Source organism: Ramlibacter sp. (genome assembly GCF_013697775.1).
Classification (GTDB): Bacteria; Pseudomonadota; Gammaproteobacteria; order Burkholderiales; family Burkholderiaceae_C; genus Ramlibacter.
In genome coordinates, this window is the sequence record NZ_JACCWG010000395.1 from 1 (window position 1) to 26,790 (window position 26,790).

General features: G+C 69.4%; 21 protein-coding genes and 2 pseudogenes. 16 read left to right on the forward strand and 7 right to left on the reverse strand.

Annotation, left to right across the window (positions count from 1 at the left end; all coding sequences use genetic code 11):
• Positions 1–659 (reverse strand): annotated as a pseudogene (locus tag H0U68_RS20270) (hypothetical protein); the annotation flags it as partial.
• Positions 660–896: 237 nt separating this feature from the next.
• Between H0U68_RS20270 and H0U68_RS20275 the strand changes: the two are divergent.
• From H0U68_RS20275 to H0U68_RS20290, 4 genes are read left to right on the forward strand one after another with little or no spacing between them, the layout of a single operon-like run.
• Positions 897–2,996 carry a 3-hydroxyacyl-CoA dehydrogenase NAD-binding domain-containing protein gene (locus H0U68_RS20275; RefSeq protein WP_296358712.1) on the forward strand — a complete coding sequence of 700 codons (2,100 nt, stop codon included), beginning with the start codon at positions 897–899 and terminating at the stop codon, positions 2,994–2,996.
• 7 nt (positions 2,997–3,003) lie between these two features.
• A complete protein-coding gene (locus H0U68_RS20280) occupies positions 3,004–4,497 on the forward strand; it encodes a M20 family peptidase (RefSeq protein WP_296358713.1) in 1,494 nt (497 codons plus the stop codon).
• Between the two features lie 10 nt (positions 4,498–4,507).
• The gene (locus tag H0U68_RS20285; protein ID WP_296358714.1) at positions 4,508–5,683 is read left to right on the forward strand and encodes an acetyl-CoA C-acyltransferase; all 1,176 of its coding nucleotides are present in this window, start codon (positions 4,508–4,510) and stop codon (positions 5,681–5,683) included.
• Positions 5,684–5,690: 7 nt separating this feature from the next.
• Positions 5,691–7,538 carry an acyl-CoA dehydrogenase gene (locus tag H0U68_RS20290; protein ID WP_296358715.1) on the forward strand — a complete coding sequence of 616 codons (1,848 nt, stop codon included), beginning with the start codon at positions 5,691–5,693 and terminating at the stop codon, positions 7,536–7,538.
• Positions 7,539–7,868: 330 nt separating this feature from the next.
• Here the strand turns inward: H0U68_RS20290 and H0U68_RS20295 are convergent, their stop codons facing one another.
• Positions 7,869–9,002 (reverse strand): branched-chain amino acid ABC transporter substrate-binding protein, encoded by a 1,134-nt coding sequence (locus H0U68_RS20295; protein WP_296358716.1) that lies wholly within the window; start codon positions 9,000–9,002, stop codon positions 7,869–7,871.
• 157 nt (positions 9,003–9,159) lie between these two features.
• Here H0U68_RS20295 and H0U68_RS20300 point away from each other — a divergent pair, with 157 nt between their 5' ends.
• From H0U68_RS20300 to H0U68_RS20325, 6 genes are read left to right on the forward strand one after another with little or no spacing between them, the layout of a single operon-like run.
• Positions 9,160–9,951 (forward strand): SDR family oxidoreductase, encoded by a 792-nt coding sequence (locus H0U68_RS20300; protein WP_296358717.1) that lies wholly within the window; start codon positions 9,160–9,162, stop codon positions 9,949–9,951.
• Between the two features lie 14 nt (positions 9,952–9,965).
• On the forward strand, positions 9,966–10,409 hold the full coding sequence (locus H0U68_RS20305; protein ID WP_296358731.1) for a PaaI family thioesterase: 444 nt from the start codon (positions 9,966–9,968) through the stop codon (positions 10,407–10,409).
• Between the two features lie 7 nt (positions 10,410–10,416).
• Positions 10,417–11,433, forward strand: a complete 1,017-nt coding sequence (locus tag H0U68_RS20310) for an NADP-dependent oxidoreductase (RefSeq protein WP_296358718.1) — start codon at positions 10,417–10,419, stop codon at positions 11,431–11,433.
• 24 nt (positions 11,434–11,457) lie between these two features.
• A complete protein-coding gene (locus H0U68_RS20315; protein WP_296358719.1) occupies positions 11,458–12,417 on the forward strand; it encodes a glutathione S-transferase family protein in 960 nt (319 codons plus the stop codon).
• Positions 12,414–12,998 (forward strand): methylated-DNA--[protein]-cysteine S-methyltransferase, encoded by a 585-nt coding sequence (locus H0U68_RS20320; RefSeq protein ID WP_296358720.1) that lies wholly within the window; start codon positions 12,414–12,416, stop codon positions 12,996–12,998. Before H0U68_RS20315 ends, H0U68_RS20320 begins: the two co-directional genes overlap by 4 nt.
• A 5-nt stretch (positions 12,999–13,003) precedes the next feature.
• Complete coding sequence (locus tag H0U68_RS20325) at positions 13,004–14,140, forward strand: MFS transporter (RefSeq protein ID WP_296358721.1); 1,137 nt, start codon at positions 13,004–13,006, stop codon at positions 14,138–14,140.
• Positions 14,141–14,158: 18 nt separating this feature from the next.
• On the opposite strand, the gene H0U68_RS20330 is transcribed toward H0U68_RS20325, so the two are convergent.
• The 3 genes from H0U68_RS20330 to H0U68_RS20340 all read right to left on the reverse strand — a co-directional run bounded on the left by H0U68_RS20330 (position 14,159) and on the right by H0U68_RS20340 (position 16,905).
• Positions 14,159–15,073, reverse strand: coding sequence for a LysR family transcriptional regulator (locus tag H0U68_RS20330; protein WP_296358722.1), 915 nt, complete (start codon positions 15,071–15,073; stop codon positions 14,159–14,161).
• Between the two features lie 338 nt (positions 15,074–15,411).
• On the reverse strand, positions 15,412–16,044 hold the full coding sequence (locus H0U68_RS20335) for a DUF1223 domain-containing protein (protein WP_296358723.1): 633 nt from the start codon (positions 16,042–16,044) through the stop codon (positions 15,412–15,414).
• Between the two features lie 189 nt (positions 16,045–16,233).
• Positions 16,234–16,905 (reverse strand): hypothetical protein, encoded by a 672-nt coding sequence (locus H0U68_RS20340; protein ID WP_296358724.1) that lies wholly within the window; start codon positions 16,903–16,905, stop codon positions 16,234–16,236.
• A gap of 134 nt (positions 16,906–17,039) precedes the next feature.
• Between H0U68_RS20340 and H0U68_RS20345 the strand changes: the two genes are divergently transcribed.
• On the forward strand, positions 17,040–19,430 hold the full coding sequence (locus H0U68_RS20345) for a Tex family protein (protein ID WP_296358725.1): 2,391 nt from the start codon (positions 17,040–17,042) through the stop codon (positions 19,428–19,430).
• Between the two features lie 127 nt (positions 19,431–19,557).
• On the forward strand, positions 19,558–20,472 hold the full coding sequence (locus tag H0U68_RS20350) for a hypothetical protein (RefSeq protein ID WP_296358726.1): 915 nt from the start codon (positions 19,558–19,560) through the stop codon (positions 20,470–20,472).
• Positions 20,473–20,487: 15 nt separating this feature from the next.
• On the opposite strand, the gene H0U68_RS20355 is transcribed toward H0U68_RS20350, so the two are convergent.
• Positions 20,488–21,624 (reverse strand): iron-containing alcohol dehydrogenase, encoded by a 1,137-nt coding sequence (locus H0U68_RS20355; protein WP_296358727.1) that lies wholly within the window; start codon positions 21,622–21,624, stop codon positions 20,488–20,490.
• A 75-nt stretch (positions 21,625–21,699) separates the two neighbouring features.
• Here H0U68_RS20355 and H0U68_RS20360 point away from each other — a divergent pair, with 75 nt between their 5' ends.
• The 4 genes from H0U68_RS20360 to H0U68_RS20375 are packed head-to-tail and all read left to right on the forward strand — an operon-like array spanning position 21,700 to position 26,698.
• Entirely contained in the window at positions 21,700–22,563 is an 864-nt protein-coding gene (locus tag H0U68_RS20360) for a fumarylacetoacetate hydrolase (protein WP_296358728.1), read from the forward strand.
• A gap of 48 nt (positions 22,564–22,611) precedes the next feature.
• The gene (locus tag H0U68_RS20365; RefSeq protein ID WP_296358732.1) at positions 22,612–23,541 is read left to right on the forward strand and encodes an alpha/beta hydrolase; all 930 of its coding nucleotides are present in this window, start codon (positions 22,612–22,614) and stop codon (positions 23,539–23,541) included.
• A complete protein-coding gene (locus H0U68_RS20370) occupies positions 23,538–24,407 on the forward strand; it encodes a YbgC/FadM family acyl-CoA thioesterase (protein ID WP_296358729.1) in 870 nt (289 codons plus the stop codon). Before H0U68_RS20365 ends, H0U68_RS20370 begins: the two co-directional genes overlap by 4 nt.
• 11 nt (positions 24,408–24,418) lie before the next feature.
• Positions 24,419–26,698, forward strand: a complete 2,280-nt coding sequence (locus H0U68_RS20375) for an O-antigen ligase family protein (protein ID WP_296358730.1) — start codon at positions 24,419–24,421, stop codon at positions 26,696–26,698.
• Here the strand turns inward: H0U68_RS20375 and H0U68_RS20380 are convergent.
• Positions 26,674–26,790, reverse strand: a pseudogene (locus H0U68_RS20380) (folate-binding protein); the annotation flags it as partial. The gene H0U68_RS20375 and the pseudogene H0U68_RS20380 sit on opposite strands and share 25 nt — an antisense overlap.

Here is a 26,790-nt window from a genome sequence, read left to right on the forward strand (position 1 = left end):
GCCTGGGCCAGCGCGTCCAGCGCGCCGCGCACCCGCATCAGCGGATTGCGCATTTCGTGCGCGATGGAGCCGGCGCCCGAGTGCACCAGCCGCATGCGGTCGGCGTCGGCGCGCCGCTCGGATGCGCGCGCGATGATGCCGCCGGCCGCCAGCACGGCGCACAGCGGCACCCACAGGTAGATGAACTCGAACGGCGGCACCGCGTCGGGATGGATGAACCACCAGACGGCGAAGCTGGCCGCGTAGCCGCCCAGCAGCATGGCGATGGTGTTGCGCCAGTCGGTGAGGAACACGATCAGTACCGCGCCGAGCATCATGTTCGCCACGCTGGTGGGCAGGCCCCCGTTTTGCAGCAGCGAGAACGGCATGAAGAACGCCAGGCAATAGAACATCGCCGCGTACGAAAAGGGCAGGTAGAAGCGCTGCACGGAGCGCGGCCACCACCGGCGCAGCACCAGCAGCAGGCACAGCGCCACGGCCACCAGGCGCAGGTCGAGGTCGTCCCAGCGCGGCGGCAGCCTGCCGGTCAGCCGCAGCAGGTAGAACGCTGGAAATGCGATGACGCCCATGAGGCCGACCCACTCGAGCTGCGAGGGGTGCCGCTCATGGTGCGCGCGATAGGCTTGCGCGAGAGCGCGGATGAGTTTGTACATTGTCATCGGCACTGCCGGCGCTACTTCCGCCGAACGCCCTGCTATGGGGCTCTGTGCCGCCGTCCCTGAATATTCTTGACCGGGTCAAATGTAGCAAAGCCGGCGCGTGCGGCACAGCGGGACAGCACGCATTAGGATTCAATTCTTTGTCCCGGCTGCGACAAATGCAGGAATGCAACGCTCCGGCGGCCCCTAGAATCGAAAAGCGCACGAGCGTTCTATTTGTTCCCAGAAGGAGCCCGCATGACGGCTGAATACAAAGTTCACGGCGATATCGCCGTGATCACGTTGAACAATCCCCCCATCAACGGACTCGGCCACGCCACGCGCGTGGCGATCACCCGCCACCTGGAACAGGCCAACGCGGACGGCGCGGTCAAGGCCATCGTGCTGACCGGCGCGGGCCGCGCCTTCTCGGGCGGCGCCGACATCACCGAATTCGGCACGCCGCGCGCGACGCAGGAACCCAACCTGCTGTCGGTGATCCTGGCGGTGGAGAACTCGGCCAAGCCGGTGGTCGCCGCGATGCATTCCATCGCCATGGGCGGCGGGCTGGAACTGCCCCTGGGCTGCCACTACCGCATCGCCGCGCCCGGCTGCAAGGTGGGCCTGCCCGAAGTGCGGCTGGGCCTGATCCCGGGCGCCGGCGGCACCCAGCGGCTGCCGCGCGTGATGGGCGTGGAAACCGCGCTCAACCTGATCGTGAGCGGCGAACCGGTGAACAGCGAACTGCTGGCGCAGCAGCCCGGCCAGAAGCTGTTCGACAAGATGTCCGCCTCGGCCGAATCGCTGATGGAAGAGGCCATCGCCTTTGCCCGTTCGGTGGCCGGCACACGGCCGCTGCCGCGCGTGCGCGACCTGCCGTGCAAGCACCCGATGGGCGACGCGTACTTCCAGTTCGCGCGCAACATGGTCAAGGGCATGGCCAAGAATTTCCCGGCGCCGCTCAAGTGCGTGGACGCGGTGGAAGCCGCCACGCAGAAGAAGTTCGACGACGGCATGGCGTTCGAGCGCGAGATCTTCATCAACCTGATGTTCACGCCCGAGTCGCGCGCGCTGCGCCACCTGTTCATCGCCGAGCGTGCGGCCTCCAAGATCGCCGACGTGCCGGCCAGCACGCCCAAGCGCGAGATCAAGTCGGTGGGCGTGATCGGCGCCGGCACCATGGGCGGCGGCATCAGCATGAACTTCCTGAACGCCGGCATCCCCGTGACGATGCTGGAGACAAAGCAGGACGCGCTGGACCGCGGCCTCGCCACCATCCGCAAGAACTACGAGAGCCAGGTCAAGAAGGGCAAGCTCAAGCAGGACAAGTACGAGCAGCGCATGGCCCTGCTCAAGCCCACGCTGGCCTACGAGGACCTGAAGGACGCCGACCTGGTGATCGAAGCCGTGTTCGAGGACATCGGCGTCAAGCAGCAGGTGTTCGAAAAGCTCGACCAGGTCGCCAAGCCCGGCGCCATCCTCGCCTCCAACACCTCCACGCTGGACGTGAACAGGATCGCCGATTTCACCAAGCGCCCGCAGGACGTGGTGGGCCTGCACTTCTTCAGCCCGGCCAACGTGATGAAGCTGCTGGAAGTGGTGCGCGGCGCCAAGACCGGCAAGGACGTGATGGCCACCGTGATGGACGCGGCCAAGAAGATCCGCAAGACGGCGGTGGTGTCCGGCGTGTGCGACGGCTTCATCGGCAACCGCATGATCGAGCAGTACTCGCGCCAGGCCGGTTTCCTGCTGGACGAGGGCGCCTCGCCGCAGCAGGTGGACCGCGCGGTCGAGAAATTCGGCTTCGCCATGGGCCCGTTCCGCATGGGCGACCTGGCCGGCAACGACATCGGCTGGGCCATCCGCAAGCGCCGCGCGCAGGAGCGCCCGAACCTGAAGTACAGCCGCAGCGCCGACAAGCTGTGCGAGCTGGGCCGCTTCGGCCAGAAGACCGGCGCCGGCTGGTACGACTACCAGGCGGGCAAGCGCGACGCCATTGCGTCGGAGCTGGTCAACAAGATGATCGAGGCGCACCGCAAGGAACTCGGCATCGCGCCGCGCAAGATTTCCGACGACGAGATCGTGCAGCGCCTGGTGTTCTCGCTGGTCAACGAGGCCGCGCACATCCTGCAGGAGGGCATCGCCGCGCGCCCCAGCGACATCGACATGGTCTACATCACCGGCTACGGTTTCCCGATCCACCGTGGCGGCCCGATGCTGTATGCCGACCAGGTGGGCCTGTTCAACGTGGTGCAGGCCATGAAGCGCTTCCAGCAGAACCCCAACGACGACGCGGCTTTCTGGGAGCCGGCGCCGCTGCTGGCCAGGCTGGCGGCCGAAGGCGGAACCTTCAGCTAAGGCGCCCGTGCTCAAGCGCATCCTGCTCGCGCTGCTTGGCCTGCTGCTGCTCCTGGTGGCGGCCGTGGCGGTCAACACGCTGCGGCAGGGTTCGCGCCAGCTGGAGGTTGCGCCCGCGCTGGCGGTGGCGGTGGACGAGAAAGCCGCGGCCGAGCACCTGGCCGGCGCGGTGCGCCTGCAGACCATTGCCAGCCGCGAGGACCCGGACGCCAACGGCGCCGAGTTCCGCAAGCTGCACGACTACCTGCGCGAGCGCTATCCGCGCGTGCACGCCACGCTCAAGCGCGAGGTGGTGGGCGGCTACAGCCTGCTCTACACCTGGCCCGGCAGCGACCCCAAGGCCAAACCGGTGCTGCTGATGGCGCACCAGGACGTGGTGCCGGTGTCGCCCGGCACCGAGGCGCAGTGGGAGGCGCCGCCGTTCTCCGGCGAGATCAAGGGCGGCTTCGTCTGGGGCCGCGGCGCCTGGGACGACAAGGGCAACCTGATCGCGCAGATGGAGGCGGTGGAGATGCTGCTGGCCGCCGGGCACCAGCCGCGCCAGACCATCTACCTGGCGTTCGGCCAGGACGAGGAAATCAGCGGCCAGCGCGGCGCGGTGCAGATCGCCAGGCTGCTGCAGGAACGCGGCGTGCGGCTGGACTTCGTGCTGGACGAGGGCCTGCTGATCACCGACGGCATCATGCCGGGCCTGTCCAAGCCGGCGGCTCTGATCGGCATCGCGGAAAAGGGCTTTCTCTCGATGGTGATGAAGGTGGGCGGCACGCCCGGCCACTCCTCCATGCCGCCGCCGAAGGGCACGAGTGCCATCGGCATGATGAGCGCGGCGCTGCGCCGGCTCGACGACGAGCAGCTGCCCGCCGGCCTGCGCGGCGTGGCGCGCGAGATGTTCGAGACCATCGCGCCGGAGATGGGCGGCTTCCAGCGCGTGGCCCTGTCCAACCTGTGGCTGTTCGGCCCGCTGGTGCAGGCCCAGCTGGAAAAGGGCGCCAGCACCAACGCCATGCTGCGCACCACCACGGCGCTGACCGTCACCAAGGCCGGCAACGCCGAGAACGTGATTCCCGGCCAGGCCGAGGCCACCGTCAATTTCCGGCTGCTGCCGGGCGACACCATCGCCAGCGTCACCGGCCACGTGCGCGGCAAGGCCGGCGAGCGCTTCGAGCTGTTCGCCCTGCCGGGCGCGAGCGAGGCGTCGCCCGTGTCGCCGACCGACGCCCCGTCCTACCAGACGCTGGCGCGCACCGTGCGCTCGCTGTTCCCGGGCGTCGTCGTCGCGCCCGGCCTGATGATCGCCGCCACCGATTCGCGCCACTTCACGGCCTTGAGCGACCACATCTACCGCTTTTCGCCGGTGCGCGCCAAGCCGGCCGACCTGGCGCGCTTTCATGGATTGAACGAACGCATCGCCACCGCCAACCTGGCCGAGCTGGTGCGCTTTTACCACCAGCTGCTGCGCAACCTGAATGCCGCAGCCGCCACCTCATCGACCGTCCCCTGAAAGGCACACCATGACCAACGCCGTTATCGTCTCCACCGCGCGCACGCCCTTGACCAAGAGCTGGAAAGGCGCCTTCAACATGACCTACGGCGCGACCCTGGGGGCCCACGCGGTCAGGAACGCCGTCGAGCGCGCCGGCGTCGAGCCCGGCGCCGTCGAGGACGTGTTGATGGGCTGCGCCAATCCCGAAGGCACCACCGGCGGCAACATCGCGCGCCAGATTGCGCTGCTGGCCGGCCTGCCGACCTCGGTGAGCGGCATGACCATCAACCGCTTCTGCTCCGCGGGCCTGCAGACCATCGCCACGGCCTCGCAGCGCATCATCGCCGGCGAGGCCGACGTGTTCGTGGCCGGCGGCGTGGAAAGCATCTCCTGCGTGCAGCAGGAAATGAACACGCACATGTTCAAGGACCCGGCGCTCGAAGCAAGGAAGCCAGCGGTGTTCTGGAGCATGCTGCAGACGGCCGAGCAGGTCGCCCAGCGCTACAACATCAGCCGCGATCTGCAGGACGAGTACGGCGCGGCCAGCCAGCAGCGCGCCTGCGCCGGCCAGGAAGCCGGCCGCTTCACCCAGGAAATCGCGCCGATCACGGTCATGGCCGGCGTGGCCGACCCGGTGATGGGCCTGCGCAGCAAGGAAGTCACCGTCAGCAAGGACGAGGGCCTGCGCGAAGGCACGACCAAGGAATCCATCGCCCACATCCGCCCGGCGCTGCCCGGCGGCGTGATCTCCGCCGGCAACGCCAGCCAGTTCTCCGACGGCGCCGGTGCCTGCGTGGTGGTGAGCGAGGAATACGCGAGCCGCCACAACCTCAAACCCATCGGCCGCTTCCTGGGCTTCGCGGTGGCCGGCTGCGAGCCCGACGAAATGGGCATCGGTCCCGTGTTCGCCGTGCCCAAGGTGCTGAAGAAGCTGGGCCTGACGGTGGACGACATCGACCTGTGGGAGCTGAACGAAGCCTTCGCGGTGCAGGTGATCTACTGCCGCGACCGCCTGGGCATTCCCAACGAGCTGCTCAACGTCGACGGCGGCGCCATCGCGGTGGGCCACCCCTATGGCGTGTCGGGCCAGCGCCTGACCGGCCACGCGCTGGTGGAAGGCAAGCGCCGCGGTGCCAAGAAGGTGATGGTCACCATGTGCATCGGCGGCGGCATGGGTGCCGCCGGCGTGTTCGAAGTGCTGTAAGGCCACCGTGCGGCAGCTGCGTCCCACCCTCGACTTTCTGCTGTACGACTGGCTGGACGCGCAGCGGCTCAACCAGCGCGAGCGCTTCGCCGAGCACTCGCGCGAAACCTTCGACGCGGTGCTCGACACCTGCGAGCGCATCGCGCGCGAGAAGTACGCGCCGTTCAACCGGCTGGTCGACACCGAGGAGCCGCGCTTCGACGGCGAGAAGGTGATCCTGCCGAAGGCCACGCACGACGCGCACCGTGCCTACGTGGACTTCGGCATGGTCAGCGCCGCGCAGGACTACGACGAGGGCGGCATGCAGCTGCCCTACACCATCGAGGCGGCGGCCAACGGCTTCTTCGCCACCGCGTCGGTCAGCATCGGTTCCAGCCTGCTGACCAAGGGCAACGCCAACCTGCTGATGGTGCACGGCACCGAGATGCAGAAGGCGGTGTTCGCGCGCAACGAATTCGGCGGCCGCTTCACCGGCACCATGTGCCTGTCGGAGCCGCAGGCGGGCTCGTCGCTGTCTGACATCACCACGCGCGCAACGCCGGACGGCGAGGGGTTCGAGAGCGATCCGCTGGGCCCGCGCTTTCGCTTGCGCGGCAACAAGATGTGGATCTCGGCCGGCGAGCACGAGCTGGCGGAGAACATCATCCACCTGGTGCTGGCCAAGATCCCCGGGCCGGACGGCAAGCTGATTCCCGGCACCAAAGGCATTTCGCTGTTCATCGTGCCCAAGTGGCTGGTGGGCACCGACGGGCAGCTCACCGGCGCGCGCAACGACGTGGCGCTGGCCGGCTTGAACCACAAGCTGGGCTGGCGCGGCACCACCAACACGCTGCTGAATTTCGGCGAGGGCAGGTACCCGGTTGCCGCTTCGACAGGCTCGGGGCGAGCGGAAGCGGGCGCGGTGGGCTACCTTGTCGGCAAGCCGCACGAAGGCCTGCGCTGCATGTTCCACATGATGAACGAGGCGCGCATCGGCATCGGCATGGCGGCGAGCTGCCTGGGCTTGGCGGGTTATTACGCCTCGCTCGATTACGCGAAGAACCGGCCGCAGGGCCGGCCCGTGGGACCGGCGGGCAAGGACGCCGCGCAGCCGCAGGTGCGCATCATCGAGCACGCCGATGTCAGGCGCATGCTGCTCGCGCAGAAGTCGTACTGCGAAGGCGCGCTGGCGCTGCAGCTGTACTGCGCCCGGCTGGTGGACGAACAGCACACCGCCGATGCGGCCGCGGCCGACGAGGCGCGGCTGCTGCTGGACGTGCTGACACCAATCGCCAAGAGCTGGCCCAGCGAGTTCTGCCTGGAGGCGAATTCGCTGGCCATCCAGGTCCACGGCGGCTACGGCTACACGCGCGACTTCCCGGTGGAGCAGTATTGGCGCGACCAGCGCCTGAACATGATCCACGAGGGCACGCACGGCATCCAGGCGGCCGACCTGCTGGGCCGCAAGGTGGTGATGGAAGGGGGCAGGGGCCTGGGCCTGCTGGCCGGCCGCATCAACGCCACCATCGAGCGCGCGATCCAGCAGCCGCACCTGGCCGAAGAGGCCAACGCGCTGGGCAAGGCGCTGCAGCACGTGGGCGCCGCCACCAAGGCCGCCTGGGCCACCGGCAATCCCGCCGAGGCGCTGGCCAACGCCGTGCCCTACATGCAGGCGGCCGGCCACATGGTGCTGGCCTGGATCTGGCTGGACATCGCGCTGTCCGTGCCCGCGGGTGAGCAGACGCCGGCGCAGCAGGGGCGCCTGGGCGCCATGCGCTATTTCTTTCGCTACGAGCTGCCGAAAATCGGCGCCTGGCTGCGCGTGGTGGAGACGCGCGACCCCACCTGTGCGCAGCTGCCTGAAGACGCGTTTTAGGCGGATTGACGCGCTTTTCACGCGCCTGCTTGGGTGGTGGCATCGGGCAGTGGCCGGGGGACCCGGGCTCCGGGATCACGCTCGCGGGCCTCCGCCTCGGCACGCGTGCGGCTCGTCGTCAACAAGGCGGTGCCACGCAGCCTCTGTAGCGACCGCGAATGGACCCTGCGCCCGGGTCCCCCAACCACTGCCCTCCACGGTGCGTGGTGACTCTCCTCCGCCCGTCTCTTTTTCCTCGCTCTCCCCTCAGGGGAGAGGGCCGGGGTGAGGGGCAAGTGAAAATGGCACGTGCGGCCACCGGCCGCTGCCACCACGCAACGAGCGAAGCTGTTAGTTCAACGCCGACTTTTTGCCGTCCTTGTACATGTACAGCGTCATCGCCGGATTCTTCAATTCGCCGTTGGGCTCGAAGGCGATGTTGGCCGTGACGCCCTTGTAGCTGGTCTCGTGCATTTTCGCCACGTAGACCTTGGGGTCGGTGGAGTTGGCGCGCTTCATCGCATCCACCAGCACCATGGTCGCGTCGTAGGTGTAGGGCGAGTAGGTCTGGAATTGGCCGGGGTACTTGGCGTCGTAGCGCTTCTTCCAGTCGGCCGAACCGGGCATCTTGGCCAGCGAGGCGCCGCCTTCGGCGCAGACCGCCTTGTCCAGCGTCTTGGCGCCGGCCGCCAGCTTGGCCAGTTCGGCCGTGCAGATGCCGTCGCCGCCCAGCAGCGCCACGTTGGCCATGCCCAGCTGCTCCATCTGGCGCAGCATCGGGCCGCCCTGGGCGTCCATGCCGCCGAAGAACACGACGTCCGGGTTCTTGGACTTCACCGCCGTCAGGATGGCCATGAAGTCGGTCGACTTGTCGGTGGTGAACTGCTCGTCCACGATGGTCATGCCCCTGGCTTTGGCGGTGGCCTTGAACACCTCGGCCACGCCCTGGCCGTAGGCCGTGCGGTCGTCGATGACGGCCACGCGCTTGACCTTCAGCACGTCGGACGCGTAGAGCGCCACGCCGGCGCCCAGCGCGTTGTCGTTGGAGATCAGGCGGTAAGTGGTCTTGTAGTTCGGCTTGGTCAGCTGCGGGTTGGTGGCCGACGCCGTGATGTGCGGAATGCCGCAGTCGTTGTAGACCTTGGCGGCGGGAATGGTGGTACCGGAATTCAGGTGGCCCACCACGCCGGCGACCTTGGCGTCGCACAGCTTTTGCGCCGCGGCCGTGCCCTGCTTGGGGTCGGCGGCGTCGTCTTCGGTCTGCACCTCGAAGCGGATCTTCCTGCCGCCGATGGTGACGTTCTGCGTGTTCAGGTCGTCGATGGCCATGCGCACGCCGTTGTCGTTGTCGCGGCCGTAGTGGGCCTGCGGGCCGGACATCGGCGCCACGTGGCCGATCTTGAGGGTCTGCGTGTCCTGCGCGAAAGCCAGGCCGGTGGTGGCGGCCAGCACGGCGGCGGCGGCCAAAGTCAATTTGGGTTGCATGGTGTTCACTCCCTGAATTTCGGAAAAAGTTGAGCCATGTGCTCAACGGCCGGGACCATATCCCAGTTCCCGGGCGGCATCCAGAGGGGAAACATAGGTGACCGTGCCGGCGGCGCGTCCCGGGGCAGAATCCCGTCTGACTTCGAAAAGGAACCCCATGGCCCGCACCGTCCAGCAACTGTTCGACCTCAAAGGCAAGACCGCCCTCGTCACCGGCGGCTCGCGCGGCCTGGGGCTGCAGATGGCGCATGCGCTGGGCGAGGCCGGCGCCCGCATCATGCTCACCTCGCGCAAGGCGGCCGACCTGGAAGAGGCCACCGCCGAGTTGCAGGCCGCCGGCATCGACGCGCGCTGGATCGCCGCCGATTGCGGCAAGGAAGAGGACATCCGCCGCCTGGTGGACGAGACCCTGCAGCGCATGGGCGAGGTGGACGTGCTGGTCAACAACGCCGGCGCCGCCTGGGGCGCACCCGCCGAAGACCACCCCGTGGAGGCATGGGACAAGGTGCTGAACCTCAACATCCGCGGCTATTTCATCCTGAGCCAGCAGATCGGCAAGCGCAGCATGATCGCGCGCAAGTCCGGCCGCATCATCAACATCGCCTCCATCGCCGGGCTGGGCGGCAACCCGCCGGAGATGCAGACCATCGCCTACAACACCTCCAAGGGCGCGGTCATCACCTTCACCGAGGCGCTGGCCTGCGAGTGGGGCAAGTACGGCATCAACGTCAACGCGCTGTGCCCGGGTTTCTTTCCCAGCAAGATGACGCAGCACACGCTGGCCACCCTGGGCGAGGACAAGCTGGCCGGCAAGGCGCCGCTGAAGCGCCTGGGCGACGACGAGGACCTGAAGGGCGTGACCGTGCTGCTGGCCAGCGACGCCGGCAAGCACATCACCGGCCAGTGGCTGGCGGTGGACGGCGGCGTGAGCGTGGTGCACGGCGGCTGAGCACCGTGGACGAGATCAGCTTCGGCGGCGTCGCCATTCCCTTCGTCGAGCACCTGGGCTTCAAGCTCATGCTGTTCGAAGGCGGCGCCTCGCAGATCGACTACGACCCCGCGCCCGAGCACCTGAACTCCTTCGACGTCACCCACGGCGGCGCGCTGATGACGCTGCTGGACGTGGCCATGGCCGTGGCCGCGCGCAGCGTCGCCAAGGAGATGGGCGTGGTGACCATCGAGATGAAGACCAGCTTCATGCGGCCCGCGCGCGGCCTGCTCAGCGGCAAGGGCCGGCTGATGCACCGCACCGCGACCATGGCGTTCACCGAGGCCACCGTGTTCGATGCCGAGGGCCGCGCCTGCGCGCATGCCACCGGCACCTTCAAGTACGTGCGGCGGCTGCCCGTGGGGCCGCGCGAGACGCACGCGCTCAACCAGCCGCCCAACCAGATCTCTACCGACTAGGACCGCCATGCCGCGCAACAAGCAGATCGTTTTGGACAACCGCCCGCAGGGCGAAGCCACAGCCTCCAACTTCAAGCTGGTCGAAGCCGACACGCCGCCGCTGAACGACGGCCAGGTGCTGGTGCGCCACCACTACCTGAGCCTGGACCCCTACATGCGCGGGCGCATGAACGACGCCAGGAGCTATGCCGCGCCGCAGGCGCTGGGCGAACCGATGATCGGCGGCACCGTGGGCGAAGTGGTGGAAAGCCGGCATCCGCGCTTCGCCGCCGGCGACAAGGTGGTGGGCATGGGCGGCTGGCAGGAATACAGCGTGGCCGACGCCGAGCAGCCCGGCATGCTGCGCAAGGTGGACACCACCCACGTACCGCTGTCGCACTACCTTGGCGCGGTCGGCATGCCCGGCGTGACGGCCTGGTACGGGCTGGTGAAGATCATCGCGCCGCAGGCCGGCCAGACGGTGGTTGTGAGCGCGGCCTCGGGCGCGGTGGGCAGCGCGCTGGGCGCGCTGGCCAAGGCGCGCGGCTGCCGCGCGGTGGGCATCGCCGGCGGGCCGGACAAGTGCCGCTACGTCACCGACGAGCTCGGCTTCGACGCCTGCGTCGACTACAAGGAACACAAGGACGCCGGATCACTGTCCAAGGCGCTGAAGCAGGCCTGCCCGCAGGGCGTGGACGGCTACTTCGAGAACGTCGGCGGCATGGTGATGGATGCCGTGCTGCTGCGCGCCAACGCCTTCGCCCGCGTCGCGCTGTGCGGCATGATCGCCGGCTACGATGGCCAGCCGATTCCGCTGTCGTACCCGCAGCTCATCCTGACCAACCGCTTGCGCATCGAAGGCTTCATCGTCAGCGAGCACATGGAAGTCTGGCCCGAGGCGCTGCGGGAGCTGGGCACGCTGGTCGGCAGCGGCAAGCTGCGCCCGCGCGAAAGCATGGCCGACGGGCTGGCCGCCGCGCCGGAGGCGTTCCTGGGCATGCTCAAGGGCCGCAACTTCGGCAAGCAGCTGGTCAAGCTCGTCTGAACGGTTCTGGCGCATCATTCCCACATGAACGACCTGATCCTGCACCACTATCCCCGTTCGCCCTTCTCGGAAAAGATCCGGCTCGTCCTCGGCTGGAAGAAGCTGCCGTGGAAATCCGTGCTGATCCCGTCGGTCATGCCCAAGCCGGACCTGACCGCGCTGACCGGCGGCTACCGCAAGACGCCGGTGCTGCAGATCGGCGCCGACCTCTATTGCGACACGGCGCTGATCTGCGACGTGCTGGAGCACCTGCGCGACGAGCCCACACTGTATCCGCCACACCTGCGCGGCGTGTGCCGCATCTTCGCGCAGTGGGCCGACACCACGCTGTTCTGGGCCGCCATGGGCTACAACCTGCAGCCGGCCGGCGCGGCGCACGTGTTCGGCAGGATGCCGCAGGAGGTGATGCACGCCTTCGTGGCCGACCGCCGCGCCATGACCGGCAACATGACGCGCCTGCGCCCCGGCGACGCCGCCTCGGCCTACCGCTCCTACCTGCGGCGCATCGCCAGCATGGTGGAGGAGCACGATTTCCTGTTCGGCACCGACCCCTGCGTGGCCGACTTCGCCGCCTACCACGGCCTCTGGTACACGCGGGTGCAGGTGGAGCCGATGGCCGACATCCTGGCCGCCACGCCGGCGGTCGGCGAGTGGATGCAGCGCATGGAGGCCATCGGCCACGGCGCCTCGACGCGGCTCGATGCGTCGGTTGCCATCGGCATCGCGGCCGCCGCCACGCCGCAGTCGCCCGGCAATAACCTGCTGGTGGACAGCGCCTTCCAGGATGACCACGATATCCCGCTGGGCAGCCGCGTGACCATCACGCCGGAAAGTTTCGGCAGCGAGCCGACCGAAGGCGAGCTGCTGGCCGCCACGCGCACGCACTACACGCTGGGCCGCGACGATGCGCGCACCGGCCGCCTGCATGTGCACTTCCCGCGCATCGGCTACGTGCTGCGCGAAGCGGAGCAGGCATCGGCGTGAGCCAGGCCGTCCGCCGCGCGACGCTCGGCTTCTGCCTGTTCGACACGGCCATCGGCCCCTGCGCCGCGGCGTGGGGCGAGGGCGTGCTGACCGGCGTGCAGCTGCCCGAGGTCACGCCCGAGCGGCTGCGCGCGCGCATGCGTTCGCGCTTTCCAGACGCGCAGGAGCTGCTGGAAGGGCCGCCGCCCGGCTTTGCGCAACAGGCCATCGCACGCACGCGCGCCTTGCTGGAAGGCGCGAAGGACGATCTGCAGGACGTGCCGCTGGACATGGACGCCGTGGCGCCGTTCCACCGCCGCGTCTACGAAATCGCGCGCGCCATTCCGGCGGGCCGCACCATGACGTACGGGGAGGTGGCGCGCGCCATCGGCGAGCCGGGCGCCTCGCGCGCGGTCGGCCAGGCGCTGGGGCTGAACCCGTTCGCGCCGGTGGTGCCCTGCCACCGCATCCTGGCCGCCGGCGGACGCTCCGGCGGCTTCTCGGCCGAAGGCGGCGCGGCGACCAAGCTGCGGATGTTGGAGATCGAGCAGGCGCGCTTTGGGAGTGAGCCGGGGTTGTTCGACGGCACCGGGGAGGATTAGTGGATTTGCGCGCCACCACCTGGGCGCTGCGCGCCCAGTTCTTCGTCGCCGGCGCGCTCTTCGCCACCTGGGGCGTGCACGTGCCCAGCATCAAGAGCCACTATGCGCTGGGCGAGCAGGCGCTGGCGATCGCGATGCTGGCCAGCGGCGTGGGCGCGGTCCTCGCGCTCCTGCAGGCCGGCCGGGTGCTCGCCCGCCATCCGCCACGGCACGTGGTGCCGGCCATGGCCGTGGTCTGCGTCGGCGCCGTCGGCAGCCTGCTGGCACCGTCTGCGTACGGCCTGCTGCTGGCGCTCATGCTGGCCTATGGCATGGCCGCGGCGATCTTCGACGTGGCGATCAACGACGAAGCCACCACCATGGAGGCGCGCGCGGGGCGACCGTTGATGAGCGGCTTTCACGGCATGTTCAGCCTGGGCGGTATGGCGGGCGCGGGGGTGTGGACCCTGCTTGCCGGCGGGGGCGTGTCCCCGGTGCAGCACCTGGCGGGCGCCGCCTGCGTGCTCGGCCTGCTGGCGCTCGCGGCCAGCGTCTTCATGCTGCGCGAGGCGCGCAACGCACCTGTGGGCGGCACGCCCCTGAGCCTGCCGCGCGGACCGCTGGCGTTTCTCGGCCTGCTGGCCGCCGTGGGCCTGGTCGGCGAGGGCGCCATGTACGATTGGAGCGTGCTTTACCTGCGCCAGGAACTCGGTGCGCCCACCGGCCTGGCCAGCCTGGGCTACGCCAGCTTCAGCGGCGCGATGGCCGCGGGCCGCTTCGGCGGCGACTGGGTGCGTGCCCGCGTGGCGCCCGCCACGCTGCTGCGCACCAGCGGCGCGCTGGGTGCGGCCGGCATGGCGCTTGCACTGGCGTGGCCGCACCCGGGAACGGCGCTGGCCGGCTTCGCGCTGGTGGGCCTGGGCTTCGCGAACATCGTGCCGGTGCTGTTCAGCGCGGCCGGGCAGCTGCCCGGCATCGCCGCCGCGCATGGCATTGCGGCGGTGTCGTCGGTCGGCTACTTCGGCATGATGGCCGGGCCGCCACTGATCGGATTCATTGCCGAGGCGCGTTCGCTCACCGCGGGCATGCTGGTGGTGATCGTCTTCGCGGTGGTGGTGGCGGTGTTCGCCAAGCGGGCGCTGGGCACGCATGGCCGGGCGTAAGCATCGGTCGGCACGCGACTAATCGCGCTGCCCGGTGTCCTTCTTCGCCAGCGCCTCGCGCCGCGCCAGTTCCCAGAATGCCCGGCCCGCCGGCGACAGGCGCGATGCGTCCAGGCAGGCGATCGCGACGCGGCGCGCCACGCGCGGCGTGATCGGGCGGAACGCGAGCCCGGGGCGCGGATGCGGCACCGTCAATGACGCGAGCACCGACACGCCGTTGCCGTGCGCCACGAACTCCAGGATCGACACGATCTGCAGGAGCTCGTGGGCCACCTTCGGCCGCACGCCCGCGCGCTCGAACATCTTCATCACCATGTCCTGCGATCCCGCCTGCGTCAGGATCAGCGGGTACCGGGCCAGGTCCTTCACCGAGACCGTTGCCCCGCGCGCGAGGGGATGGTCCTGCGGCAGGATGGCCACGAGTTCGTCCGTGGCCAGGGCCACCGTGTCCAGCGTGGGCTGCGGCAGGCGGACGACCCCGATCTCCACCTTCCGCTCGACGAGATCCTGCTCGATGTCGGGATCGGCGCGTTCGGTGACGTGCACTTCCACGCCCGGGTAGCGCCGGCGGAATTTCTCCAGCAGCGGGGGCAGCAGGCGCAGCGACGTGCTGGGGCCGATGGAGCCGATGCGCAGCAGGCCGGTCTGCACGCCGGCCGCGGCCGCCGCGGCCGACTTCACCTGCTGCAGCGAGGCGAAGGCATCGCGTGCATGGACCAGCGCCAGCTCGCCGGCGTGCGTCAGCACGACGCCCGCGGCCATGCGGTCCACGAGTTCGCAGCCGAGGCCGCTTTCCAGGGCACGCAGCGCGTGGCTGGTGGCGGAGGCGCTCATGCCGATCTTGGTGCCGGCGGCGGCGATGCTGGAGGACCCCTGCAAGGCCACGAGGAGCTCCAGCTGCCGCAGGGTGGGAAGGCCCGGGTTCGATGCCATTGAAATCGGATTCAATTGAATGTGAAGGTGCTTGAATCCTAGACTCGGGGCCATGAACACGCAAGCACACCTCCATCGCCTCGAGGCCGGCCAGGCGCTGCAGCTTCCGCGCCGCGGCACGGGACCCGCGGTCCTCACCGAGGGCGAACTGCTGGTGCAGGAGCCCGCGCGCTGGCTGGGTGGAAGAGTCGTCCTGCCCCCGAACATCAAGCTGGTCGCGCCGGCGGTGTTGCCGCACGCACCGTCCTGCTCCTTCGTCGCCGTTCAGGCTTCGTCGGTGCTGGTCCAGGAGCCGGTGCCCCTGCTTTCCAGCATCGCTTCCTACCTGCGCGGGCGGCTCACCCCGCTGGGGCGCATTGCAGGCTCAAGGCCTGCAGCGGCTTGCCCGTCTTCGGTTCGAACACCACCAGGTTCACCTGCTGCGCATGGCCGGCTTCGGCCGGCACCGCGCGCAAGCTGAGGCGCTGCTCGCCGGCGTAGCGGCCGGCGGGCACGTACTGCCGCACCACGAAGTCGTGCCGCAGCAGCTCGCCCGCGTTCTCGCCTGACTTCACCTTGCTCGCATGGCCGTGCTCCGTCACCGTCCAGTACGCGGCCCAGGAACCGACGCCTGCACCAGGCAGTACGGAAGCTTCGAAGGCGCCGGGCTGCGCTCGCTTCAGGCTGATGGCCGCGCGCGCCGGCTCGGCCTTCGCTGCCAGGGGCGCGCCGTAGTCGTGCGCGTCGTGCCCATTGCGCACCAGCTGCGGCGTGTAGATGCCCGACAAGCCGTTGTTGGCGGCGATCTCGCGCTGGCGGGCGGTGTGCGCCGGCGTGGCAAAGCGGTCGACCCAGCCGATGTAGTCCCAATAACCGACATGGAAGGCCTGAGCGACCACGCGGCCCTCCGCCGCCGCGCCCTTCAGGCCGGACAGCCAGCGGTTGGCGGGCGGACACGAGCTGCAGCCTTCGGAGGTGAACAGCTCGACCACCGGCGTTATCGAAGGACCGGACTGCGCCTCGCAGGTGGTGCCCTGCGCGAACGCGGGCGCCGAAACGAGAGCAGTAAAAACGAATCCCCCGCCTGCAAGCAGGCGGGGGATTCTGGGGAATGAGGAATGGGGGAAGGGCGTCACGGTGGGCTCCAAGGCTACACCTTGGTCGCCGCCGCGCCCGAGGTCTTACAGCCGGCGCACCGGCGGCTGCTGCGCGCTCTCGGCGCGCAGGCGTTCTTCGCGCAGCCGGTGTTCATTGAGCAACTGCTCTTCGTGGCGCTGCTCGGCTTCGCGCTCGGCGCGGATGGCTTCGCGGCGCGCCGGGTCGGAAGCCGCGCCGGCGTCGGCTGTTGCCGGCAGCACCTCGGCACCGCGCACGGCGCCGCCGAAACGGGAGTCGATGCGGTTTTCCAGCTCGTTGATGCGCGACATCAGCGAGCGGTGGAAGGTGTCCATGTGGGTGCGCAGCTCGCGATTGCCGCCCAGGGCGCGCTGCTCGAACTCGGTGGCGGCGACAGCGTCGCGCTGCTTCAGTTCGCGCAGCTGGGTGTCCATGTGCTGGCGCAGCTCGGTGAAGCGGGAGGCCTCGGCCCGGTCGGCCAGATCGCGCTGGGCTTCCAGGCTCTTGGAATGGCGGCGCGCCTCCACCAGGTTGCTGGTGCGGTCGACGGCGCTGGCGAGCAGAAAGGCCAGCAGCGAGATGCCCAGCAGCGTGAGCATGACCATGCCCAGCGGCGCATCCATGAGCAGGATGCCGAAGCTCAGCGGCGTGGTGCGGTTGAATTCAGGCCAATTCAGGGCGGCGAAACCGGCCACCAAGAGGATGGCCACGATGAGCAGAATGACGCGGGCACGCATGGGTCTTCTCCTTGTTGATGACTTCGACGCATCGTGCTGGCGCGGCAGCGGCCCGGCTGTCAGCGCAAGCGCCGTTTCGCTGTCCGCGCCATGTGGCAAACTCGCGCGCTTTCCCGCTTGCGCATCGCCCTCCCATGCAGAAAATCATCCGGCAGATTGCTGCCGAGCTCCAAGTGCAGGAGCGCCAGGTCCAGGCCGCCGCCGACCTGCTGGATGGAGGGGCCACCGTCCCCTTCGTGGCCCGCTACCGCAAGGAAGCCACCGGCGGGCTGGACGACGTGCAGCTGCGCGCGCTGGCCGAGCGGCTGGTCTACCTGCGCGAACTGGAGGAGCGGCGCTCTGGCGTCCTCAAGAGCATCGAGGAGCAGGGCAAGCTCACGCCCGGGCTGCGCGCCGCCATCGAGGCCGCGCCGACCAAGCAGGAGGTGGAAGACCTGTACCTGCCGTACAAGCAGAAGCGCCGCACCAAGGGGCAGATCGCCCGCGAGGCCGGCATCGAGCCGCTGGCCGACCGGCTGTTCGCCGACCCGACGCTGAATCCGGCGGATGAAGCCAAGGCCTTCGTGAAGGCGGACAAGGGCGAGAACGGCGACGACTTCACCACCGTCACAGCGGTGCTGGACGGCGTGCGCGACATCCTGTCGGAGCGCTGGGCCGAAGACGCGGTGCTGGTGCAGTCGCTGCGCGAGTGGCTGTGGACCGAGGGCCTGCTGCGCTCCAAGCTGCTGGCTGGTAAGGACGAGAACCACCCCGACGTCGCCAAGTTCCGCGACTATTTCGATTACGACGAGCCGATCGGCCGGGTGCCGTCGCACCGCGCGCTGGCGGTGTTCCGCGGCCGCGCGCTGGAGATCCTGGAGGCCAAGCTGGTGCTGCCGGTGGAGCCTGAGCCCGCCGGGCCGCCCCAAGGGCGAACCACCGAAGGGCGCAGCCCGGAGGTGGCTTCCTATGTCACGGGTAAGCCGTCGATCGCCGAAGGAAAAGTCGCGCTGCACCTGGGCTGGAGCCACCAGGCGCGCGCGGCCGACGACCTGCTGCGCAAGGCCGTGGCCTGGACCTGGCGCGTGAAGCTGTCGCTGTCCACCGAGCGCGACCTGTTCGCGCGGCTGCGCGAAGACGCGGAGAAGGTCGCGATCAAGGTGTTCGCCGACAACCTGCGCGACCTGCTGCTGGCCGCGCCGGCCGGCCCGCGCGTGGTGATGGGGCTGGACCCCGGCATCCGCACCGGCGTGAAGGTGGCGGTGGTGGACGCCACCGGCAAGCTGGTGGACACGTCGACCGTGTACCCGCACGAGCCGCGGCGCGACTGGGAAGGATCGCTGCACACGCTGGGCCTGCTGTGCCGCAAGCACGGCGTGAACCTGATCGCCATCGGCAACGGCACCGCCAGCCGCGAAACCGACAAGCTGGCAGCGGATCTGATGAAGCGGCTGGAGGCCGACGTGCAGCGCGTGGTGGTCAGCGAGGCCGGCGCCTCGGTCTATTCGGCCAGCGAGTACGCCACCCAGGAGCTGCCCGACGTGGACGTGAGTTTGCGCGGCGCGGCCAGCATCGCGCGGCGGCTGCAGGACCCGCTGGCGGAGCTGGTGAAGATCGACCCGAAATCCATCGGCGTCGGCCAGTATCAGCACGACGTGAACCAGAGCGAGCTGGCGCGCGCGCTCGACGCCGTGGTGGAGGACTGCGTAAACGCGGTCGGCGTGGACCTGAACACGGCCAGCGTGCCGCTGCTCTCGCGCGTGTCGGGCCTGTCGCCGGGCGTGGCCAAGTCGGTGGTGCGCTGGCGCGAGGCGAACGGGGCCTTCCGTGCGCGCCAGCAGCTGCTGGACGTGAGCGGCCTGGGGCCCAGGACCTTCGAGCAGAGCGCGGGCTTCCTGCGCATCCGCGGCGGCGACAACCCGCTGGACATGACGGGCGTGCACCCGGAAACCTATCCGGTGGTGCAGAAGATCATGGATCAAGTGAAGAAGCCGGTGGGCGAGCTGATGGGCCGCGCCGACATGCTCAAGACCCTGAAGCCCGAGCTCTTCGCCAACGCGCAGTTCGGCGTCATCACCGTCAAAGACATCCTGGGCGAACTTGAGAAGCCCGGGCGCGATCCGCGGCCGGACTTCAAGGTGGCGCGCTTCAACGACGGCGTGGAAGACATCGCCGACCTGAAGGTTGGCATGGAACTTGAAGGCACGGTCAGCAACGTCGCCGCCTTCGGTGCCTTCGTCGACCTCGGCGTGCACCAGGATGGGCTGGTACATGTGAGCCAGCTTGCCGACCGCTTCGTCAAGGATGCGCGTGAAGTCGTGAAGACAGGCGACATCGTGAAGGTGAAAGTGCTGGAGGTGGACGCTGCGCGCAAGCGCATCAGCCTGACCATGAAAACGGGTGTTTCCGCACCAGCAGGGGGCGCGCGGGAGAACCGCTACGAGGGCGCGGCGCGCGGCCAGAAACCGCAACGCCAGGAGGCCCTGGGCACCGCCATGTCCGGCGCGTTTTCCAAGCTGCAGGGACTGCGCAAACCGGGCGGGTGACGGCGCGAATTACTGTCGAGCAGAGCCTTCCACATGCGCGACTTCTGTCGCATTAAATGAGGAAACATTTGTTGACAATTGGCAAATTGTCGCGGAAGCTGTGCAGTACGACTTTTGGAGTTCAACGATGGCACATTCGAGGAAGTTTTTCGTGTTGCTTGGCGTGGTCGTCGGTTGCCTGGCCTCTACCGTCCATGCGCAGGGCGGTTGTGAAGGCGGCGCCTACCTGAATCCACAGCTGTTCCGCGGAGAGGCCACGCACCAGAGCGCCATCGCCGAACAGGAAATGCATGCCTTCATCAGCCGCACCGGCTTGCCTGTCGCGCCGCTCTACAGCATCCGTCAGATCAACGACATCACCTTTTCCGGAAAAACGCCGTACTGCTGGATCTTCGGCAATCCGGTCATCGGCTTGCAAAGCGGCTACAAGGTCGCGGTGGTGAACACCGAACTGGTCCATCCCGTCGTGCTGGCGATCACCAGCGTGCCGCCGGGCGCGCCGACCGACGCCGCGCCGGTCGCGCTCTCCAGCCTGCCGCCGGCGGAGCAGCGCACCATCCTGGACCGCCTGAAGCGCTCCCGCTGCATGGGCACGACGGCCGGCATCGAAGCCGCCGTCGTCAAGGCCGAAGGTATTTGCGCCGCGGTGGAAGACATTTCGCCGCAGGCCGCCATCGGCCAGCAAGGCCTGTACGCGCGCGCCGCCTTCGCCTGGGAGCCGGACAACTGGACCGGCGTGACCACGCGGGAAACCTCGGCGATGAAAGCCTCCATGAAGGGCCTGGCGGGCCGTTCCGAACAGGTGCACCAGGCGCGCCTGGTGGTGGTGCCGACCCAGGGCGCGAGCGTCGGCTTCGGGCTGTACGTGCACGCCAGCGTGCCGGAAGCGACGGTGAAGAAGGCGGTGGCCGCGTTCCAGGGCCTGAACGCGCCGTCCAAGCCGCTGGCCATCGCGCTGGACCTCGGCCCGCAGTACTCCTTCGTGGTGCCGAGCGCCGACCAGGTGAACAAGATGGCTGCCGCCATCGGCCTGAGCCGCTGAGTGAGCCGCTGAGGGCTACATCGCGTCTTCGAGCATGCGCTCGTAGTCCTGCACGCTTGCCTCGCGCGGGTTGGTCTTGTGGCAGTGGTCGGCCATGGCGCCCTGGATGATCCTGGGGAAGTCGGAGCGCTGCACGCCCAGCTCCGACAGCCCTTTCTCCAGCCCCAGGCGCGCGTTCATATCGCGCAGGGCTTGCACCACGTCGCCGCCCGCGCCCAGGCCCATCGCATGGGCCATGCGTTCCAGCCGCCGGTCCTTGCGCACCGATTCGGCCTCGGCGTTGAAGCGCACCACCGCGGGCAGGAACAGGGCGTTCAGCGTGCCGTGGTGCAGCCGCGGATCGACTCCGCCCAGGCTGTGGCTGAGCGAATGCACGCAGCCCAGGCCTTTCTGGAACGCCATCGCGCCTTGCATCGAGGCGCTCATCAGCGCGGAGCGCGCCTCGCGGTCGGAACCGTCGCGCGTGGCGCGTTCGATGTGCGCCCAGCCGCGCTCCAGGCCGTCCAGCGCGATGCCGTCGGCCGGCGGGTTGAAGGCGGCCGACATGAAGGTTTCCATGCAGTGCGCGATGGCGTCCATGCCGGTGGCGGCGGTGAGCCTGGGCGGCAGGCCCATGGTCAGCTCCGGGTCGCAGATGGCGGTCTTGGGCACGATGTGCCAGGAGTGGAAGCCCAGCTTGCGGTGGTCGTCCACGATGATGATGGCGCCGCGCGCGACCTCGCTGCCGGTGCCGCTGGTGGTGGGCACGGCGATCAGCGGCGCCACGCGCTCGGTGATGCGCGGCGAGCCACCCTCGATGGTGGCGTAGTGCGTGAGCGGGCCCTCGTGCGTGGCCGCGATCGCCACGCCCTTGGCGCAGTCGATGGCGGAGCCGCCGCCCACGGCGACGAGGCCGTCGCAGCCTTCGGCCTTGTAGACCGCGGCGGCCGCGCGCACCGCGGCTTCGTTGGGGTTGGACGGTGTCTGGTCGAACACCGCATGCGGCAGGCCGGCCAGCGCATCGACCGCTTTTTGCAGCAGCCCGGCGGCTTTCACGCCGGCGTCGGTCACGATCAGCGGCTTGCCGATTCCGACGCGGTCGCACTCCTGCCTGAGCAGGCGCACGGCGCCGAAATCGAACTGGATCTGGGTCACGTAGTAGATGAAGGCCATGGTGTGGAGTCGCTTTGGGGTCGCTGGCGGGATGGCTTACGATGCGCCTCGTCACTTTAGACGAGGAGACGCACGATGAAAACACGAAGCATCCTGGGCGCAGTCGCATTGGCGATGGCCGCCGGCAGCGGGTCCGCCGCCTGCCTGAGCGACGCGCAGGCACAGCAGATGGCCGACAACTACGCGGCGAAGACGCCGTCGCCGAATCCGGAGATGACTTCCGACGCCGACGCCTCCTGCACCAAGGCCAAATTCAACGCGCTGCTGGCGCAGCGCATGGGCGCGGTGGTCGGCTACAAGGCCGGCCTGACCAACCCGGCTGTGCAGAAGCGCTTCAACGCCACCGAACCCGTCTGGGGCAAGCTCTACCAGGGCATGGTGCTGGCCGACGGCGCCACGGTGGAGGCGGCCTTCGGCGCGCGTCCGCTGTTCGAGGCCGACATGCTGGTGCGCGTGAAGAGCGCGGACATCAACAAGGCCCGCACGCCCATGGAAGTGCTGGAGGCGGTGGACCAGGTGATTCCTTTCATCGAGCTGCCCGACCTGGTGGTGGAAGCGCCGCCCAAGCTCAACGGCTTCGGGGTCGGCGCCATCAACGTCGGCGCGCGCCTGGGTGTGGCCGGCAAGCCGATTGCCGTGCCCGCCACGCGCGGCGAGCGCTACGCCATGCTGGATTCGCTGCGCGACATGACCGTGCTGCTGGCCGACGGCAGCGGCGAGCTGGGCCGCGGCAAGGGCAGCGACATCCTGGAGCATCCGCTCAACGCGGTGGTCTGGCTGGCGCAGGCGCTGGCCAGGGAAGGCATCGCCATGAAGCCGGGCGAGCTGATCAGCCTGGGTTCGTTCTCGCCGCTGCTGCCGCCCAAGGCCGGCCAGAAGGTCTCCGCGACCTACTACGGCCTGCCGGGCGCCGCGCCCGTGTCGGTGCAGTTCAAGTAGGGGCAATTGGCCATTCCTGCGCCGCAGGATGTGCGGCTCACGCCGGCGATGCGCGCGGTGCTGCGCGGCATGGAGCGCAAGGCGCATGTGCCCATGCACCTGCTGCCGCCGGCCGAGGCGCGCGCGGCCTACGCGGCCGGCGCCGACGTGCTGGAGCTGCCCAAGGCGACGCTGGCGCGCGTGCAGGACCTGGTAATCACCGCGCGCGACGGCGCGCAACTGCCGGCGCGGCTGTACGCGCCCGGGCTGTACGCACCTGACGGCCGGCCGCTGTCGGTGCTGCTGTATTTCCACGGCGGCGGCTTCACCATCGGCAGCATCGACACCCACGACGCGCTGTGCCGCGAGTTGTGCCGGCTGGCCGGCTGCGCCGTGCTGTCGCTGGGCTATCGGCTCGCGCCCGAACACCGGTTCCCGACGGCGGCAGATGACAGCTGGGACGCGCTGCAATGGCTGGCGCGCGAGGGCGGCGCGGCGCTGGGTGTGGACGCGTCGCGCATCGCGGTCGGCGGCGACAGCGCGGGCGGCACGCTGGCCGCCGTCTGCGCCATCGAAGCGCGCGACGCCGGCATTGCGCTGCGCCTGCAGCTGCTTTTCTACCCCGGCTGCGCGGCCTGGCAGCTGCGGGCCTCGCACCAGCGCTACGGCCAGGGGCTGGCGCTGGAGCAGGCGCACATCGAATATTTCTTTTCCAACTACATCGACGACGCGCAGCGCGAAGACTGGCGCTTCGCGCCGCTGAACGCGCCCGACCTGGAGGGCGTGGCGCCGGCCTGGTTCGGCCTGGCCGAATGCGACCCGCTGGTCGACGACTGCATGGCCTACGTGGATACACTGCGGCTCGCGGGCGTGGCGGTGGACCTGGAGATCTGGCGCGGCGTCACGCACGAATTCATCAAGATGGGGCGGGTGCTGCCCGAAGCGCGGCAGGCCCATGCCGCCGCGGCGGCGGCCCTGCGCGAAGCCTTCAACCAATGACCAGAAACGAATTCCGATTTTTCCACCGGCTGCGGGTGCGCTGGGCGGAAGTGGACATGCAGAAGATCGTGTTCAACGCCCACTACCTGATGTACTTCGACACGGCGATGGCCGACTACTGGCGCGCGCTCGCCCTCCCGTACGAGCAGGCCATGCACCAGCTGGACGGCGACCTGTACGTGAAGAAGGCCACCGTGGAATTCAACGCCTCGGCGCGCACCGACGACCAGCTCGAGGTGGCGCTGAAATGCGCACGCATCGGCAACTCCTCGATGGCGTTCACCGGCGCCATCTTCCGCGGCAACGACCTGCTGGTGACCTGCGAGCTGGTCTACGTGTTCGCCGACCCGGCCACGCAGACTTCGCGCCCGGTGCCGGCGCCGCTGCGTGCCGTCCTCACCGGCTACGAGGCGGGCGAGGCGATGCTGGAGGTGAAGACCGGCGACTGGACCGCGCTCGGCCCCGATGCGGCCCAGGTGCGCACCGAGGTATTCCTGCGCGAGCAGCGCATTTCCGAGGACCTGGAGTGGGATGACAAGGACGCGATGGCGCTGCATGCGGTGGCGTACAACCGCCTGGGCATGCCGCTGGCCACCGGCCGGCTGATCGACCTGGGTCAGGGCACCGGGCGCATCGGCCGCGTGGCGGTGCACCGCGCGCTGCGCGGCTGCGGCGTCGGCGAGCAGGTGATGCGCACGCTGGCCGGGCATGCCGCCGCGCGCGGGCGGGCCCGGGTGGATCTATCGGCGCAGGTGTCGGCGATGCCGTTCTACCTGCGGCTGGGCTTCGCGCCCGAGGGCGAGATTTACGACGACGCCGGCATCGCGCACCAGCAGATGTCCGCCGCCTTGCCGCTGGCGCGCTGAAGCTCCTGTTCATGGCCAAGAAACGCCGAACGCCGCCCACCGCCGCTCCTCCGCTTTCGGCTGCGCCACCGCCACCCGCCGCTGCGGCACCGGGCACGCTGCCCGCCGAGGCCGAGGCCGCGGGCGCCGTCGTCGCCGTGCCGCTGCTCGCGCTGATGATGTTCCTGGCGCCCGCGCTGGGCGTGCCGCACGAGGAGATGCTGCAGGACACGATGAAGTCCATCGTCGTGTCCTTCGGGGCGCTGCTTGCCGCCTTTTTGCTGCTGTGGCGCCAGCGCGGGCGCACAGAGCCGCTGCACTGGCACGCCGTGGTGTGGCTGCCGCTGCTGCTGATGGCCTATGCGCTGGGCAGCATGGCTTGGTCGCACGCCTACCTGGGCGGGGTCGAGGCCATCCGCTGGTTCGTCTTCAGCCTGCTGGTGTGGCTGGGGCTCAACACGCTGTCGCGCGAGCGGCTGCCGACGCTGGCCTGGGGCATCCACGCCGGCGCGCTGGTGGCATCGCTGTGGACGGCGCTGCAGTTCTGGGCGGACCTGCGCCTGTTCCCGCAGGGACCCAACCCGGCGTCCACCTTCGTCAACCGCAACTTCTTCGCCGAATTCGCGGTCTGCACGCTGCCGTTCTCGGCCATCCTGCTGGCGCGTGCACGGCGCAGCGCCACGGTGGCACTGCTGGCGCTGTCCACCGGCTTGACCATCACGGCGATCCTGATGACCGGCACGCGCGCGGCGCTGATCGCGCTGTGGGTCCAGCTGCTGGTGGTGTGGCCGCTGGCGGCCTGGCGCTGCCGCGGCGCACTGGCGTTCGGCACCTGGCCGCGCAGCCAGCGCTGGATGGCCGTCGGGCTGCTGGCCGCCACGGTGCTCGGCCTCGGCGCAATTCCAAGCGGCAACGACAAGGTGCTGGCCGAGCAGCGCGGCGTCACGGCACTGGAACGCGGCTTCGTGCGCACGCGCTCCATCCGCGCGGACGACGCGTCGCTCGGCGTCCGCATGATCATGTGGAAGGCGACCGCGGGCGTGATCCGCGCGCGGCCCCTGAGCGGCGTGGGCGCCGGCGCCTGGGAAAGCGACATCCCGCTCTACCAGGCCGAAGGCACGCAGCTCGAGACCGACTACTACGTCCACAACGAATTCCTGCAGCTGCTGGCCGAGTACGGGCTTGCCGGCTGGGCCTTCCTGCTGGCGCTGCTGGCATACCTGGCGGCCAGTGCCTGGCGGACCTGGCAGGCGCGCGATGCCGCCGCGCAGGCCGAGGCGCCCTGGCGGGCGGTGGCGCTGTGCAGCCTGCTGGCCTTCCTGATCGTCAGCAACGTCGGCTTTCCGTGGCGCATGGCGGCTACCGGCGCGCTGTTCGCGCTGTGCCTGGGCATGCTCGCGGCGTCGGATGCGCGGCTGGGCCTCGCGCGGCGCTGGGCCGCGGCGCGCCTGCCGTGGCGGCCGGCCTATACGACAGCGGCGCTGGCCGTGTGCGCCTGCTGCCTCACCTTGGCCGTCTACATCACGCAGCGCGCCGCCGAGAGCGAGCGCAAGATCGTGCAGGCCACGCGGCTCGCGCTGACCATCACCGGCTCGGGCGACTACAACAACCCGCGGTGGGACGCGGCCAAGCGCCACATGCTGGAGCTGATCCGCGAAGGCGTGGCGCTCAACCGCCACTACCGCAAGATCACGCCGATGGTGGCCGACGAGCTGGCGCGCTGGGGCGACTGGAACAACGCCATCTGGATTTGGGCCAGTGTGCTGTCCTCGCGGCCCTACGTGGTGGCCATCCTCACCAACGTGGCCAAGGGCTACGTCGCGACCGGGCACAACGAGCAGGCCACGGCGTACCTGGAGCGTGCCAGGCGCATCCAGCCGAACGCGCCTGCGGTGCGCGCGCTGGAGATGGTGATGCGCAGCCGCGCCGGCCACAACGATGAGGCGCTGGCGCTGGCGCGCAAGGCGATGGACGACGGCATCTACGATCCCGAGACGCTGAACGCCGCCTTCGTGCTGGCCGCGCAGGCCGGCGACTACCCGCTGGCCCAGCGCGCGCACGAACTGCGCGTGGAAAAGTTTCCGGAAACGCGCGCCGGCAGCTACCTGCAGCTGGGCCACCTGTACGGCGGGCCGCTGCGCGATCCGCAGAAGGCCTTGCAGGCGTACCGGCAGGCGCTGGCCGAGGTGCCGCCCGCGCAGCGGCAGCTGCTGCTGGCGCAGATTCCGCCGCAGGCGCGCGCCAGCCTGGAGTCCGGCGCGGCGCCGGCTGCGGCCGCCTCAGCGCCTCAGATGTCTTCCAGCAAGCCGTAGGGCAGGGGCTGCACCGCCAGCGCAGGGCCCGTTGCCGACCCGGCGGCGAGCTGCCCGGCAGCCGCTGCGACCTGCATCGACACGATGGCGTC